The sequence below is a fragment of the Nostoc sp. NOS(2021) genome, from assembly GCF_017115025.1.
Lineage (GTDB): Bacteria > Cyanobacteriota > Cyanobacteriia > Cyanobacteriales > Nostocaceae > Nostoc.
On sequence record NZ_JABXKM010000097.1, the window covers coordinates 24,904 to 40,267 of the forward strand.

Consider the following 15,364-nt stretch of genomic DNA (forward strand, 5'->3'; position numbering starts at 1 on the left):
CCTCTCTTACAAATTACGAATTACGAATTAATTTTAATACCCACTCATATTCACGCTGAATAGAAGTCAGCAAATCTATCTTCATTTCTGATGGCAATACATCCCAAGTGTAAGTCTCAATTTCTAAATGTTGGCAAGCATTGTTTGTTTGAAGTAGATGCAAAACAGTAGCAATGTCATCTTGCGTAGACTGTAAAATTTGATAATCATGAATAAAAATTGGGACATGGAAGTGAGTACGCCATTCTTCAGCTAGAGATTGCTCTAAATGTGGTAATGCAGTTATTAAGTCAGGATAGTGATGGAGTGTACCATCATTGCGACGTTCTATTACTTGGTGAAGATAAGTAGATTCTGCAAAAGGGCGTAAGCGTTCAACTATCAAAGTCCGCTTCTCAACATCAGCAGGGATTTTTACTTGAATCGCTGCGCTGATTTGAATCTTACCAATCTTAATTCCTGCCGATTGCAAACGCGCAAATACAGACTTTGGCTGCTCATATTCAACTGAAAAATGGCAGGTATCATAGCAAACTCGAACGTGTTCTAGCAATTTAGTCTCTGCTAAACTCTGCTCAATATTTAAATTTTCTGATAAGTAATTACCGCCAATTGGCAATAACCATTTTTGATATAAATCAATTACTTCTGAGGTGTTTTCAATTAAGCCATCAGGCTCAGGTTCTAAATCAATATGTAGTATCTTTCCTGTTGTTTCGCGGATGCGAATTATTTCTATAACAACTGATGCTATGTTCAAACAACTCTTTTTCCGAACTGTCTCGAAAGTTGCTTGGTCTTTTTCCCACCAAGGTTTATAGGATAATGGTAGTGTAGAAATTCCGCCATCAAGTCCTTCTGGCAAAAGAGTAGCTAAAATTTGTACCAAGTTTAATGTGTAATTCACCCGTTCTTGTGTAGACCAATCTGGTGCATAAACTTGGTCTTTTACCACCTGTCGATGGAATCCGCCATAAGGAAATCCATTTAAGGTAAAAACATATAAATCGTGTTGAGTTAGCCACGCTTGGAATTGAGCCAAGTTATTATTTTGTAAAAGTTGTTTTGCGGCGATATCTGCTAATCTCAAGCCAATGCCAAAAGGTTCTGTAGGCGATAAACGTGACTTGAGTTCGGGAATATACTTTTCTAAATTTGCGAAAACCTCTAGCCAACTTTCACCAGGATGAATATTGCTGCAATAAGTTAAGTGAAAATTATTGTTTTTTGTAATTTTCATTTTCTAGTTTTATGCCCTATATATACTAATTAAGGTGAAAGCCAGTCTAAAAGGAGCTTTTAGAGATTGTCTCGTTCCCAGTCAGAGACTGGGAATGCCTATAGGGGGGCTGCCGCCTCCCTGACTTGCGGCAGAGCCGCAATGAAGAGCATTTCCAGACAGAGGCTGTAAACGAGGTTTTAAAGGGGTTTTAGCTTGAGTTGACACCAATGCACATCTATGCACCCCTACAGACGATTCATTTGTTGCAAAGATTGTTGAATATGGTATTACTGGGTGTGTACATTCAAATTTAAGTAACAGCAAATAGTTCTGCTAACTTCATCGAAATTGGTAGCAAAATTAGAACTAATAAACCGTAATACAAACCAGCAAAACCAGATGCAACGGTTGCATCTAAGACTATTAGAGATAAAACGCCTATTTTCACAGCATTTCGGATGTTTTCTGCGAGTGGTTCACGCGCCGCTTTGATAAAATTAGGCAAGACTCTGATAGCTAATAAAATAGCAAATGGTAGTGCTGCGATCGCTGTATACTCTTTTAATAATCCTAAAGCTAAAACTGCCGTCAAAACTATTCCAATTAACAGTAGTGCTAGTACTCCTGTAATCTTCTTACCTCCGTGAACTTCACCCTGACTAATTGCAGTGATAGCCGCAATATAAATAACAGGAATTAGTGCTAAGTACCAACGTTCTCCTATTACTGCTGGTACAGCACTTACACCTAATAATAAGTTACTACCACGGCATAAACCCATATTTAAAGGGCCAAAAAAAGGATGATGTTTGGCAAGTGAGTCATATAGCAGCGATGCCAGAGTGATAAATATAGCGATCGCACCACTCGACCAGGATACTTGAAAAGCAGCTATAATAGCGATCGCAAACAGTATACTCCCCAATAAACTAGCATTTTGACGAGATACGCGACCACTAGGAATTGCTCTATTTGGTCGCTCTTTTGCATCTAATTCCGCATCGAAAATATCATTAAAAACTATACCACCGCCGTATAAACCAGTTGTAGCCAATAACAACCAAGCTAATGGAATTAGTATGGCAAAACTTGCTTCACCATTGATTAACTTAGCAAAAATAATCCCAGAGCCGGAAGCCGCAAAGCCAACAAGAATATCCGCCCAAGCAGTAACAATATTAGCAGGACGCATCAATTCCAGATAACCCCGCCAGCCTTGAAAATTTAAGCTTGCAACATTCACTTATCTGCCTCCTTGCCTAGTAATTTCTCAAAATAAACCGCATATTACAGATGAATTAGATAGCTATCTATAGCTGTTCCAAATAATTCATGGAATTTTCTTTTACTACTCTTCCTCTGCATGAAACAAAAAATATTGGTGTTACCTATTTGCGGGATATTTTGCTGATTTTATAGGATGTCAAGATGCCCACCCTACAAGAATCTCAGCAACCCCAAAATATTTCTCCAAGAGACTCCATGAGTTACATTGACAACGCAAAGATGAAAATCTCTCTTGCAATGCCCAATGCCCAATCCCCAATGCCCCCTTCCAATCTTCTACTCAATCAACACATAATCTGAAACTGATTTGATTCCTGGTTCCTGTCCGCGCAACACAGAATTACCATTGAACAACTGACGCTGATCAACAGATTGGGGATTAAGCCAGTCTGATGCTTTCATCTGCCCAGTTTGACTGTAAGCAGCTAGGGCATTTTCATAACAAACTGCTCGCACATGTTCTTCAGGAATGCCCCTATCTAACATCAACTGAGCAGTTTTCGGGACTGCTAAAGGATCACTGATACCCCAATCAGCGCTACTATCTACAATGATGCGACGAACACTATCGTGTCCCGCTTTGCGATCGCATCCATACTTACGGACAACTTCTACCATCCTGGCGTTACCCATCTTCGTTTGTGGATAAATTGTAAAAGCTGCCCAAAAACCCCGTCCTAATACTTCTTCAACAGTTTCCTCGTTGTTGTGGTCAATAATTACTTGTGAAGGATCTAAGCCATATTCGACGCACCGATCCATACTCCGACTAGCACCCGCCTTCTTATTACGATGAGGCGTATGAATTAGTACCAACATATCGAGTTCTTTGGCTAATTCTAACTGTTTACAAAAGTACTTATCCTCTGCTTCTGTCATGTCGTCATAGCCAATTTCGCCAATGGCAACAACTCCCTCTTTACAGGCGTAAAGTGGTAGCAATTCTATAACTTCTGCTGCTAGCGCCTCATTGTTAGCTTCTTTCGGATTTAGGCCAATTGTGCAGTAGTGTTGGATGCCAAACTGACTAGCACGAAACCGTTCCCAGCCTACAAGACTATTGAAGTAGTCTTTGAATGTACCAGCGTTGGTTCGAGGTTGTCCTAACCAAAAAGCTGGTTCAATAACGGCAACAATGCCATATTCCCGCATTACTAAGTAATCGTAAGTAGTACGGGAACACATGTGAATGTGAGGATCGATGAACATCATGGTTTTAATGATTGGGTATTGGGCATTGGGCATTGGGCATTGGTTCTTTTCCTCATCTCCCTCATCCCCAGTCTTTTTTATTTGTAAACTGACAAGCGATCGCGGCTAAAACTGTTCCAAGTCAGATTACCTTGTTGAATGGATAACTGTAAATCTGGGTAACGGGTAAGTAATGCTTGCGCTTGGGGTAAAGGAGACTCAGCACAAGCTAACGCTGCTGCTTTTTGCTCGTCTATATCCCCATTCGCTAGTACTTTTTCCAAATCTGTGATGATTGCGCTATCTGCAAACCGCCCTACAGATCGCCAAAGTTCTGGCGTAACTGAGCGTTTAGCTGCCCAACGTTCATGGGCATAGTCTGCCAACATCCTCGCCAATTCTGGGTTAGCACGCCGATCGAGACCCCAAATTAGATGCAATGGACTGCCGACAAACACAGCCTTCACCACCATCTGATTCCAAGCAGCATTATCTAAATAATCCGCTGGATAAGGGTTACGTAGTGCTATGGCTTGGAACACATTACTCATATTGCTGCGAATTCCCTCAGCAGTACGGTGGCGATGTAACTCTGCATGTGGTAATAGCGGCAAACTTTGATAAAGGACAACTAACTCCCCCATATCGGCAGTGGAGAAAACTTGATCAAGCGATCGCACATACCCCTGAGCATCATCGTGGGGCAAAGCTAGAAGCAAGAGTGTGCGACCTGCTTGATCTACACTCCAATGACCAGGATACCAACCGGGAATCATATCCTCTGCTGCTTCCAAGTCCTGGAATGTTAGTTGCAAATCCTGTTTACCTAAATAACGCGGCACAGCACTAAATGCCGTGAAAAACACTCGTTCAGTAGCGCCGCTAGCAATCTGTGCCTGCTTCTGTTCCAGCCAAGCAAAAGCTTTTTCTGAAACAGACTTTAACAGCCAGTTATGCAGTAACTTGTTTACTTTATTCATGATGAATTTCAGAGAGTTGCCCAACTTTTTTTGTGACAACTAAGTATAAAATCTACCACTAAACTTGATACATTGTGATTAAACCAGCTAAATAATATACTCTTGAGGTGATAACTTCACTGAATCTATAAAAATCTCCCGATTTTAAATAAGATACTGTAAAGATATCATTTTGATTAGATAAATTCTAAAATTATCTTACGGAAAAAAATTAGAATCTTATGTAATAATGAACTCCATTGCCAACCTCAGATATAAAGTCTAGGCATCAATATAAATTGTAAATTAATGTTATTTTTAACTTTATCTACTAGGGTGAAGGCGCTTCAGTATGATTGATTTAGTATCTAGAATTTGTCTAGTAAATCATTTTAAGATTGAAGTATTTAATGGTTTTTTAGGTTCATTATAGTGTCAATTGTAATCGCAATAGTGCATCCATTTACAGTTAGTTAAAAACTAATAATATTCCAATGGCTATTCAACAAAAAACCGTTCTGAATCTGCAACCAATTAACCAATGTGTTCGCGTCACCTTCAACTATGATGTTCACTTCACTAGAGGTCTGTTTCAGTTAGATAATCCTTTACTCGCACAAGTGATTGCCGCAGATAGGGAGACAACCCCAAAACAAGTACTAGCAGTGGTAGATGCAGGATTTTTACAGTCCCAGGATGGGTTGCTGAAAAAATTATCAGTTTATGCCCAGTGTTATGGAGATGTACTCACGTTGAGCAGTGAGCCGATGGTAGTTCCGGGTGGAGAAGCAGTCAAGAACGATTCTAGATTTATAGAGCAAATTCATCAGCAGATCAATGCATCTGGATTGTGCCGTCACTCCTACGTTTTAGCAATTGGAGGTGGAGCCGTCCTAGACATGGCAGGATATGCAGCAACAACGGCGCACCGAGGAATTCGGCTGCTACGAGTACCGACAACAGTATTAGGGCAAAATGATTCGGGTGTAGGGGTAAAGAACGGAATCAATGCCTTCGGTAAGAAAAACTTTTTGGGTACATTCATGCCACCTTATGCTGTCTTGAATGACTTTGATTTTCTCACTAGCCTTGATGATCGAGATTGGCGATCGGGTATTGCAGAAGCGGTGAAAGTAGCGCTGATTAAAGATGCAGATTTCTTCGATTTCATTATGACTAATGCCGATAAATTGGCTAATCGAGACATGGACATAATGGAAAGGCTGATCTATCGCTGTTCTCAGTTGCACTTAGAGCATATTGCAGGTAGCGGCGACCCCTTTGAAATGGGTTCATCGCGTCCTTTAGATTTTGGACACTGGGCTGCTCACAAACTGGAGCATTTAACTAGTTACAGCCTACGTCATGGTGAAGCTGTAGCGATCGGTATTGCTTTAGATACGACCTATTCATATTTAACAGGGCAACTCTTGGAATCTGAGTGGCAAATGGTTCTAACTACACTCAATAAATTAGGCTTTAGCTTGTACGTATCAGCACTGACAGAGCAATTAGATCAACTAGAGCATCCGCATTGTCTATTTAGGGGGCTTACTGAGTTCCGTGAACACTTGGGAGGAAAATTGACAATCACCCTTCTACAAGGAATCGGGCAGGGAATAGAAGTTCATCAGGTGGATTTGTCTTTGTATAGAGATGCTATTTTGATGCTGCAAGATTGGGAACTTTTACATTAACAATGTCTATGATATTCTCCATTAAACTAGAACGTATTTGGTAGGTTACAAATTTCTCCTCCAAATTTTCATCCTTGATTTTTATCAAGTAAATATGACAAATCTTTTGAAGTATAGAGTTTGTAGTAAGGACTTTAGTGCTTATTTTCTAAGCACTAAAGTCCTTACTACAAACTTGCTTAATTTTTCAGGCGATCGCTACTTCGTGATTCTGAATTGTAAAATACTTTTTAGTTCCTCTTCTTCTTCCTTGAGAACGTAGTAAAGTTCCCAATTTTGTTGGAGATTTAACCAAAACTCTGAGCTATTTCCGAAAAATTTTGATAACCTGATTGCCGTACTAGGTGTAATACCTCGCTTTTGATTTACAAGCTCATTTATTCGCTGATAAGGAACGTGAAGTGCATCTGCAAGTTCTCTTTGAGTTATTCCCATTGGGTCTAGAAAATCTTTAAGTAATATTTCACCTGGATGTGATGGGGGTCTATACTTTGGAACTCTCATCTGTTGTTATCTCCTAATGGTAATCGACTATTTCAACTTCTGATGCACCCTGGAGTGTCCATATAAAGCAAATTCGATATTCGTCATTAATCCGAATACTATGCTGACCTTTCCGCTCACCTTTTAGTACTTCTAACCTGTTACCCGGTGGAACTTTAATGTCATCTAGAGATAACGCTGCATTAAGTTGATCTAATTTTCTACGTGCAACTTCCCAACAGTATATAGGACATTGCTTTCAAGCTTCCTTTGAGTCATTACCATCAAAAATATCTTCGGTTCCTTGATCCTTAAATGATACTATCATAATTAGCATGATGACACGGTTATCATGCTATCAAAAAACGGAGTAGCATTATAGTCCTCTGGTAGATCCCCATCTCCCTTATCGTAAATTAAAGGGTTTAAGAAACTGCAATCTACATGTAGCACCCATTTCAGTCGGGGTTTAAATTGAACGTAGTTGCCACAACGCTCTTAACCCGCGCAAGGCACTTCTCTTCTGGTGCGGACGCACTCGCGTTCGTCTGAAATGTCTAAAATGTTTGAATTTTGAATTTTGAATTTTGAATTGTTAACTCCCTACCCCCCTTGATGTTCACAATGAAAACCTCGATGCTCCCAAGCTTGCATATCTACTTCAGTAAGTCTTGTCACATTTGAGCATTGCGGTTGAATAATTTGACTTAAAATCGCCCAAAATAGGCTGCGTGTTAAATCTAATCCAGTTTTGGCCCAAGATTCACGATTACCAGGAACACCCAACTCCTGAACAATCTCTGACTCTACCCAAATACCATGAGCGCCCAAAAGAATTTGTGCCATCCATTTGGCTCTGGGTAAATGACTTGGCGAGGTAATCAACATGACTTTATGCACTCCCCAACGCCGCAGAATCGGGATACCATAATAAAAATTTTCAAAGGTAGAATTCGCGCACTTTTCTAACCAAACGTTTTGTAACTCTACTAATTCCGGCTGAAAAATTAACCGTATACAGGGGTCTGGGGAACCATGAGAAATTAAAATTGGGGTTTGCGGGTATTGTTTTGCTTGTTGGGCAACATAAGTTTCTCGACTAACACTGCCACCAAGCACAAAGAAGGCATCTACTGGCTGCGAAGAAGCAAAAACTAAGGTTATAGTAGTGAAAATCAGCCAAGTGCCCAGGACAAAGTACAATCCACCAGTTAGTTTTTGTAACAACTGCCACAGATTAGCAGATTTTCTTTTAATAGAAATTAATGATTTGATGGTAAATTTGCGTTTCATGACTTAGGTAAGAAAACCTGATTTAATGGCTGTCTAACAGTGCTGCAATTCAGTGATCAAAGTGCTATCTTATAAAAGTAATGAAGAATTGCAAACATGACGCTGATCAAAGTGTCACACGTTCAGTATAGCCTTCCGGAGAAGGCTAACAAACTGAGAAATGGTTGTTAATAATGGAGTATTTTCGGCATCATTCAACGATAAAAATGATGAAGGGAGCATAGCTGAGTTTGGGGTATAAAAACTTAAAATTTTCTGGAAAGCCTGATTGCTAAACTGTCAACAACACAATTATTCCAACTGATATAATACATGAACCAATCTGCAAAAAGTTACTCGCCGCTCCAAGTAGCCTTGATTGGTGGAGCGATCGCCACTACTGCTACTATGTCTGTGTTCGGCCCCGCTTGGACTCGTGATGTCCGTGCCGCTCTAGCCCTACAAGACAGCCCGAAAGCGATAGTTGACCAAGTATGGCAAGTGGTGAATCACGAATATGTTGATGCTAAATTTAATCAACAAGATTGGCAAGCAACCAGACAAAGCCTGTTGAACAAAGACTATTCTTCTCGGGAAGAAGCTTATACTGCCATCCGCGAAGCTTTACAAAAGTTGGGAGATCCTTATACTCGGTTCATGGACCCCAAACAGTTTGAAGCCCTGACTAGCCAAACATCTGGGGAAGTCTCTGGCATCGGCATTCGGATGGAAGTCAACCAAAAAACTCAGCAGCTGACTGTTGTCGAAGCCATAGAAAATTCTCCAGCACTGAAAGCTGGGATCAAAGCAGGCGATGAAATTTTGGCAATTGACGGCAAACCCACTCTCAAAATGAAAGTGGATGACGCCTCCAAGTTAATTCGTGGCAAAGCGGGTACTCCCATCAAGCTACGGCTGGGACGAACGGGGCAAAATGCTTTTGATCTGAAGCTGACGAGAGCAAATATTGAAGTGCCAACGGTACGTTATACCCTCAGACAAGAAGGGAATCGCCGCGTTGGCTATATCCGTTTGCGGGAATTTAGCGCCCACGCCGCAGAGCAAATGCAACGAGCCATCCGCGATTTGAACAGTAAGAAAGTTGATTCTTATGTCTTGGATTTGCGGGGAAATCCTGGCGGCTTATTGCAAGCGAGCATTGAAATTGCCCGGATGTGGTACGATAACGGCGGAATTGTCAAGACAGTAGACCGTGTGGGCACTAGTGAAGAAACTAAAGCCAATAGCACTGCTCTGACAAATCGTCCTTTGGCGGTCTTAGTAGATGGTAATTCAGCTAGTGCTAGCGAAATCCTCACAGGGGCGCTCAAGGATAATAAGCGGGCGGTAGTCGTAGGTGGTCAAACCTTTGGTAAGGCACTAGTGCAGTCAGTTCATGAACTCGCAGATGGTTCCGGCTTGGCAGTTACCATTGCCCATTACTACACCCCGGCGGGAACGGATATTAACCATAAAGGGATTACGCCAGATATCAAGCTAGACTTGACAGAGGCACAAGAGCGTCAGTTAGCTTCTAATCCAGATTTAATCGGAACTAAGAGTGATCCGCAATATGCCCGTGCGATCGCAATTCTATCAAATAACAACTTTGCCCAGCCGCCGGCAAATCAACCGATTCGACCCATGAGCCGCGCCGGTAACTTGAAATTTTAGATTGACGCGAATGATTTGTTACCAGGTGTTTATATAGTAGTATTCCCAAATCCAGATTTTTGGAGTTATAAAAACTGCTTGATATTACCGTTCCAGGATTTTGGTTTGGGAATACTAGCTAGTAATCCCATCTCCAAAATCTCAGATTTATGAATCATCAGCCAGTTGATGCAACCACCGCCACCAGCTTTTTACCAATGGTGTCGGTGGTTGTTCCTATTTATAACGGTGAGGCGGATTTACCAGAGTTAATCAATTGTCTGTTGTCTCAAACCTACCCAAAAGACCGGGTAGAGTACTTGTTGGTGGACAATAATAGTAGCGATCGCACTCTCACTATCCTCAAAACATCTGCCGAAAATTGCCCAATTACAATTCACCCGTTGAGCGAAAACCAAATTCAAAGCTCCTATGCTGCTCGTAATACTGGGATTCGCGCCGCTACTGGTGAAATTATCGTTTTTACCGATGCAGATTGTCGCCCAGAACCGCAATGGTTAGATGCATTAATTCCGCCTTTTGTCAACAAAGAAGTGGTAATTGTCGCTGGTGAAATTTTGGCACTACCAGGCACAACTCTGCTAGAACGACACGCAGAGCGTCAAGAAACTTTGTCGCCAAAGCATACCCTTAAGCATTCCTTTCGTCCTTATGGTCAAACGGCTAATTTGGCGATTCGACGCATTGCCTTAGAAAAAGCGGGTTTATTTCGTCCCTATCTTACCACTGGTGGCGATGCAGATATTTGCTGGCGGATTTTGGGGGAAAACATCGGGCGTTTGGAATTTGCTCCGAATGCGATCGTTAAGCACCGCCACCGCGCTACACTTCAAGAACTGCAAAGTCAATGGCAGCGCTATGGACGCTCAAATCGCTATCTGCATGAACTGCACGGTGTAGATTTGATGCGAGAGATGACACCCAAAGAATACGGCTATCGCTTAGTACGTTGGTTATTGAAGGAAGTACCAAGGGATATTAAGAAGGCGTTGGCGCAGCCCAACCCAGGCATCGCGGGTCAAGCCACCCTTGTAGATTTATTAAATACTCCCATTGGTTTGTTCACTGCTAGGGCGCGTACTGCTGGGCAACGAGACGCCAAGCTGCCAGAGAATGCCAAGATAATTGATCGGCTGTAACAATACTAGGGGGCTGGAATATGAGCAGTCAGACAATTTTGGATTTTAGATTTTAGACAGGACTTACGCACTCAAAACCTGAAATCTCGATCCCCCCTTTTTAAGGCAGGGCTGTTTCATTCGATCTCTTAGAGATTTTGTCAAGAGTACGAGTCAGAAATTTGCTTGATTTGGTCATCGAAAAGCTACCACCTCAACGAGTAAATTTCAGTGCGAACGCGATTTTCTTGCCCAATCAGATTTTTTAGTCACCTGACTTTTTTGCTTGAAACGCTTGTAAATCAGAGCCTTTTAGGGAATGAAACAGCCCTGCCTTTTTAAGGGGGGATCTCAAGAGCCAACTTTTTTAAGGGGTTGGGGGATTTCTTATGCGTAAGTCCTATTAGATTCAAAAGAGCAATCAAGTCACTTGCTCTGTCATTTAATTTGAGATTTTGCGGAAAGTTGCTCTTGCGGCTCTGCCGCGCCACTTCCTACAACTCTTGGAACCCCCGCAACGGAGTGGCTTGACTTGAGCAAACTTTCCAAGCCTTCTAATCCTTCGGCATTTATTTTTGCTTGCAGTAGATGCTCCCGTTCTGTATGACATTCCTTAGTATCCCATGCTACTAAGCAGCTAAGTAAGAAAAAACAAACGCTCTTGTCAGCCCAAAAGCATTGACTGAAACCCTTATTCTTTCGTTAACTCACAAAAGTGAATGTATCTTAAGAAGTATTTCCAAAAATAAGGAAAGCAAATATGCTGTTATTGATCAAGTTTTAACTTGGATAGCTTGTATTTAATAAAGTAGAAATTTCAGTAGGTAGGGCTTGCTGCAACTTTGCACTTTGCTCGTTAATGGACAAGTTTGTGGCACTGAATAGGGCAAAAAGCTGATTTGAGCGTGTACAAATTTGATTGCTCCCTCATCATTGATAGATAAGTTAGTAAATCAAGAAAATAAGTTCTGCCATATTTAATTACAACGTGTCCGCTCTTGCAAGTAACCCTCTCCTTGCCTGCTCAATCGGGTCTGAAGCTTCGAGGAAGGTATGGGTTTTGCTTCCTTTGACCTCTTCATTCACAGCTACGCTTCATAGTTTTGTGAGTTGAGCAACATGAACGTGGATGGATTTAGCCAACAGATAGATAAATTGCGCTCACAAGTACAGGGACTATTGCAATGCAATGAAACTAAGCCAAACTCACAACAAGAGATCATAACAGAGGCTTTTGAGGAACTCAACATTGCAATGGAAGAACTATTGACAGCCTCGGAGGAGTTAGAGGTCACACGAGCGGCAGTAGAAAAAGAGCGCCAGCGTTACCAAGATTTGTTTGAGTTCGCTCCAGATGGTTACTTGGTAACTAATACCACCGGGACAATCCAAGAGGCTAACCATGCAGCAGCAACCTTGCTCGGTGTCCACCAAAAGTATCTAGTAGGTAAACCATTAATTCTCTTTATTGCTCAAGCAGACCGCCAGTCCTTTAACTCTCAAATGAACAATTTGCAGGAGCTAAAGGACTGGGAAATTAACCTACAGTCACGGGGAGGAACGCCTTTCCCTGCTAGTGTTAAAGCGTCTGCGGTATACGACCTTGAAGGGAAACCGCTTGGCTGGCGTTGGCTGCTGTGCAACATCAGTGAACGCAAACAAGCTGAAGAAATGTTGCACCGAGCTTACGATGATTTAGAAATACGGGTGGCGGAACGGACAGAGGAATTGGTAAAAACAAATCAGCAATTGCTGACTGAAATTACAGAGCGTAAACGAGTCGAGTCACAACTGCTGCACCTTGCCTTTCACGATGCACTGACGGGTCTGGCAAACCGCGCTGCATTTATGAACCGCCTAAGACATGCGCTCAATTATTCAAAACGGCATTCAGATTATCTATTAGCTGTAATGTTTATCGACCTGGATCGATTTAAGGTGATCAATGATAGTCTTGGACACTTAAATGGAGACCAATTACTGCTTGCGACTGCAAGTAGGCTAGAACTATGTGTACGCTCCATAGATACAGCCGCACGCCTTGGGGGAGACGAATTTACAATCCTGCTTGAGGGAATCCAAGATGTATCAGACGCCATCACAGTAGCTGAACGGATTCAACAGGAACTGGCGTTACCCTTTAAGCTTGACGGACAAGAAGTGTTCATAACGGCAAGTATTGGTATCGCGTTGAGTTCGACATTAGATTATGAACAGCCAGAAGACCTTTTGAGGGATGCTGATACAGCAATGTACCGAGCCAAGGTGCTGGGCAGAGCGCATTATGAGCTATTCAACTCAGATATGTATGCTAATGCTCTGGCGAAATTGCAGTTAGAGACCGATTTGCGCCGAGCAATTGAACGCGTTGAGTTCCGAGTTTATTACCAACCGATTGTTTCGCTCACAAATGGCTCTATTTTAGGTTTTGAGGCTCTGTTGCGCTGGCAGCATCCAGAGCGTGGTCTGCTTAATCCAGCAGATTTTATTCCCCTAGCAGAGGAAACTGGACTAATTTTCTCCATTGGCAACTGGGCATTGCATGAAGCCTGTCGCCAGATACAAGCTTGGCGGGTGTACCATCATTCCAACTTCCTAGAGAAAATCAGTGTCAATCTCTCCCTCAAGCAATTTTCCCAGCCGGATTTGATTGAGCAGATTGGGCAAATTTTGGACTCAACTGGTCTTGATACTGGCACTCTAGTGCTAGAAATTACTGAAAGCGTAATTGTGGAAAATGGCGATAAGGCAACTGCCGTACTCTTACAACTTCGAGAGATGGGTATTGAGTTATCAATTGATGACTTTGGTACAGGCTACTCCTCATTAGGTCGTCTTTATAACTTTCCGATTAAAATGTTGAAGATTGACCGTTCTTTCATCAGCTCAATCGGTGCTAGTAGTAGGAATTTAGAAATTATTGAGATAATTGTCACATTGGCACACAAGCTGGGTGTGGATGTGCTTGCCAAAGGAGTAGAGACAAAAGAGCAACTAGCACTTCTAAGAAAGTTGAGCTGTGAATATGGCCAGGGACATTTTTTCTCAGTTCCATTAAATAGCTCGGCAGCAGAGGCATTAATTATGGAACATCCTCAATGGTAAAGGTTCTTTAAAAAAATTCGTAATTGATAATGACGCTCTCTACGAGACGCTGCGCGTAGCGTCTCGTTGGCGCAGCCTCTCGTAGAGAAGAGAAGCAATCACAACGACTTTGACGGTTTTACATTTTGTTACATATAGCGGTTCCCATTCAGATGCGGTACAACATTATATCGCCAGGTGTAGAGGCACGGCAGTGCCCATTCGTGTCAACTTAAGCTAAAACCCTTTTAAAACCTTGTTTCCAGCCTCTGCCTGGAAATGCACCTCATCGCGGCAGAGCCGCGAGTCAGGGAAGCGGCAGCCCCCCTATAGGCATTCCCAGTCAGAGACTTCTTTTCGAGACAATCTCTAAAAGCTGGTTCTAGACTAACTTTCACGTTAAGTTGACACGCATGGGCACTACCCATTGGTGTCAACTTAACGTGAAATCGGCGGTTAGAAACAACTATGGCAAAGCAATGGGTTTTTCCCTTATACCTTTTGTTCAATGACTGTCAACTTTCGCTAAATTGGAAAAAGGAAAACTCAAGGAAATCTTAAATGTCAGCACAATTGTTACTGGTGGATGATGAACCAGGCATACGGGAAGCCGTGAAAGACTATTTGCAAGAGAGCGGTTTCAACGTTCAAGTCGCCAGTAACGCCCTTGAAGGTTGGGAATGGATGCAGCTCAATACACCTGACTTAGTGATTTCCGATGTCATGATGCCTCAAGTGGATGGCTATCAGTTCCTCAAGCAACTGCGAGAAGACCCCCGCTTCCAAGCACTCCCGGTAGTATTTTTAACTGCTAAAGGTATGACAGGCGATCGCATCCAAGGCTATCATGCTGGTGTTGATGCCTATCTACCCAAACCCTTCGATCCAGATGAGTTAGTCGCCATAGTCGAAAATTTGCTAGCCCGCCGCGCCGCTAAGTCCGCAAGTACCGGAGATGACGCTGAAACCCCCGATCTTGCTGAACTAGCCAATCAGATTGCCCAAATTAAGGCATTGTTAACTCAAAGAAATGCCATTTCGCAATCGCCAGCCCCTTTCAAAATTGATTTGACTCCCAGAGAACAAAGTGTTCTAAATTTGGTCGCTGAAGGGTTGATGAACAAAGAAATCGCCCGTCGCTTGGAAACCAGCGTCCGCAATGTAGAAAAGTACGTCAGCCGTTTGTTTAGTAAAACCGGCACCAATAGCCGTACAGAGTTAGTTCGTTTTGCTCTAGAACACGGTCTTGCTAAATAGGTATTGGGTATTGGGCATTGGGTATTGGGCATTGGGCATTGGGCATTGGGTATTGGGCATTGGGTATTGGGCATTGGGCATTGGGCATTGGGCATTGGGCATTGGGCATTGGGCATTGGG

Annotated in this window: 12 protein-coding genes; 5 read left to right on the forward strand and 7 right to left on the reverse strand. The window is 42.4% G+C overall.

Features of this window, described 5'->3' with window-relative positions:
• Positions 1-13 precede the first annotated feature (13 nt).
• The 4 genes from eboE to HWQ41_RS11885 form a co-directional block, all read right to left on the reverse strand.
• Positions 14-1,240, reverse strand: a complete 1,227-nt coding sequence (eboE, locus tag HWQ41_RS11870) for a metabolite traffic protein EboE (RefSeq protein WP_292762872.1) — start codon at positions 1,238-1,240, stop codon at positions 14-16.
• A gap of 292 nt (positions 1,241-1,532) precedes the next feature.
• Positions 1,533-2,465 (reverse strand): UbiA-like protein EboC, encoded by a 933-nt coding sequence (gene eboC / locus HWQ41_RS11875; protein WP_366931659.1) that lies wholly within the window; start codon positions 2,463-2,465, stop codon positions 1,533-1,535.
• A gap of 320 nt (positions 2,466-2,785) precedes the next feature.
• Positions 2,786-3,754: a TatD family hydrolase gene (locus HWQ41_RS11880; RefSeq protein WP_292762874.1), complete on the reverse strand. Its 969-nt coding sequence runs from the start codon at positions 3,752-3,754 to the stop codon at positions 2,786-2,788.
• 44 nt (positions 3,755-3,798) lie between these two features.
• Positions 3,799-4,680 carry an EboA family metabolite traffic protein gene (locus HWQ41_RS11885; RefSeq protein ID WP_292762877.1) on the reverse strand — a complete coding sequence of 294 codons (882 nt, stop codon included), beginning with the start codon at positions 4,678-4,680 and terminating at the stop codon, positions 3,799-3,801.
• 473 nt (positions 4,681-5,153) lie between these two features.
• Here HWQ41_RS11885 and HWQ41_RS11890 point away from each other — a divergent pair, with 473 nt between their 5' ends.
• Positions 5,154-6,356 (forward strand): 3-dehydroquinate synthase, encoded by a 1,203-nt coding sequence (locus HWQ41_RS11890; protein ID WP_292762878.1) that lies wholly within the window; start codon positions 5,154-5,156, stop codon positions 6,354-6,356.
• A gap of 198 nt (positions 6,357-6,554) precedes the next feature.
• Here HWQ41_RS11890 and HWQ41_RS11895 read toward each other — a convergent pair whose 3' ends face one another.
• From HWQ41_RS11895 to HWQ41_RS11905, 3 genes are all read right to left on the reverse strand, one after another.
• Complete coding sequence (locus HWQ41_RS11895) at positions 6,555-6,860, reverse strand: HigA family addiction module antitoxin (RefSeq protein ID WP_292762881.1); 306 nt, start codon at positions 6,858-6,860, stop codon at positions 6,555-6,557.
• Between the two features lie 13 nt (positions 6,861-6,873).
• Entirely contained in the window at positions 6,874-7,086 is a 213-nt protein-coding gene (locus HWQ41_RS11900) for a type II toxin-antitoxin system RelE/ParE family toxin (RefSeq protein WP_292762898.1), read from the reverse strand.
• Positions 7,087-7,442: 356 nt separating this feature from the next.
• Positions 7,443-8,132 carry a YdcF family protein gene (locus HWQ41_RS11905; protein WP_292762882.1) on the reverse strand — a complete coding sequence of 230 codons (690 nt, stop codon included), beginning with the start codon at positions 8,130-8,132 and terminating at the stop codon, positions 7,443-7,445.
• Between the two features lie 312 nt (positions 8,133-8,444).
• On the opposite strand from HWQ41_RS11905, the gene ctpB reads away from it, so the two are divergent.
• The 4 genes from ctpB to HWQ41_RS11925 all read left to right on the forward strand — a co-directional run bounded on the left by ctpB (position 8,445) and on the right by HWQ41_RS11925 (position 15,244).
• The gene (ctpB, locus tag HWQ41_RS11910; RefSeq protein ID WP_292762884.1) at positions 8,445-9,785 is read left to right on the forward strand and encodes a carboxyl-terminal processing protease CtpB; all 1,341 of its coding nucleotides are present in this window, start codon (positions 8,445-8,447) and stop codon (positions 9,783-9,785) included.
• Between the two features lie 149 nt (positions 9,786-9,934).
• The gene (locus HWQ41_RS11915) at positions 9,935-10,924 is read left to right on the forward strand and encodes a glycosyltransferase (RefSeq protein ID WP_292762887.1); all 990 of its coding nucleotides are present in this window, start codon (positions 9,935-9,937) and stop codon (positions 10,922-10,924) included.
• 1,098 nt (positions 10,925-12,022) lie between these two features.
• Entirely contained in the window at positions 12,023-14,008 is a 1,986-nt protein-coding gene (locus HWQ41_RS11920) for an EAL domain-containing protein (RefSeq protein WP_292762890.1), read from the forward strand.
• Between the two features lie 540 nt (positions 14,009-14,548).
• Positions 14,549-15,244, forward strand: coding sequence for a response regulator transcription factor (locus tag HWQ41_RS11925; RefSeq protein ID WP_292762893.1), 696 nt, complete (start codon positions 14,549-14,551; stop codon positions 15,242-15,244).
• Positions 15,245-15,364: the final 120 nt, after the last annotated feature.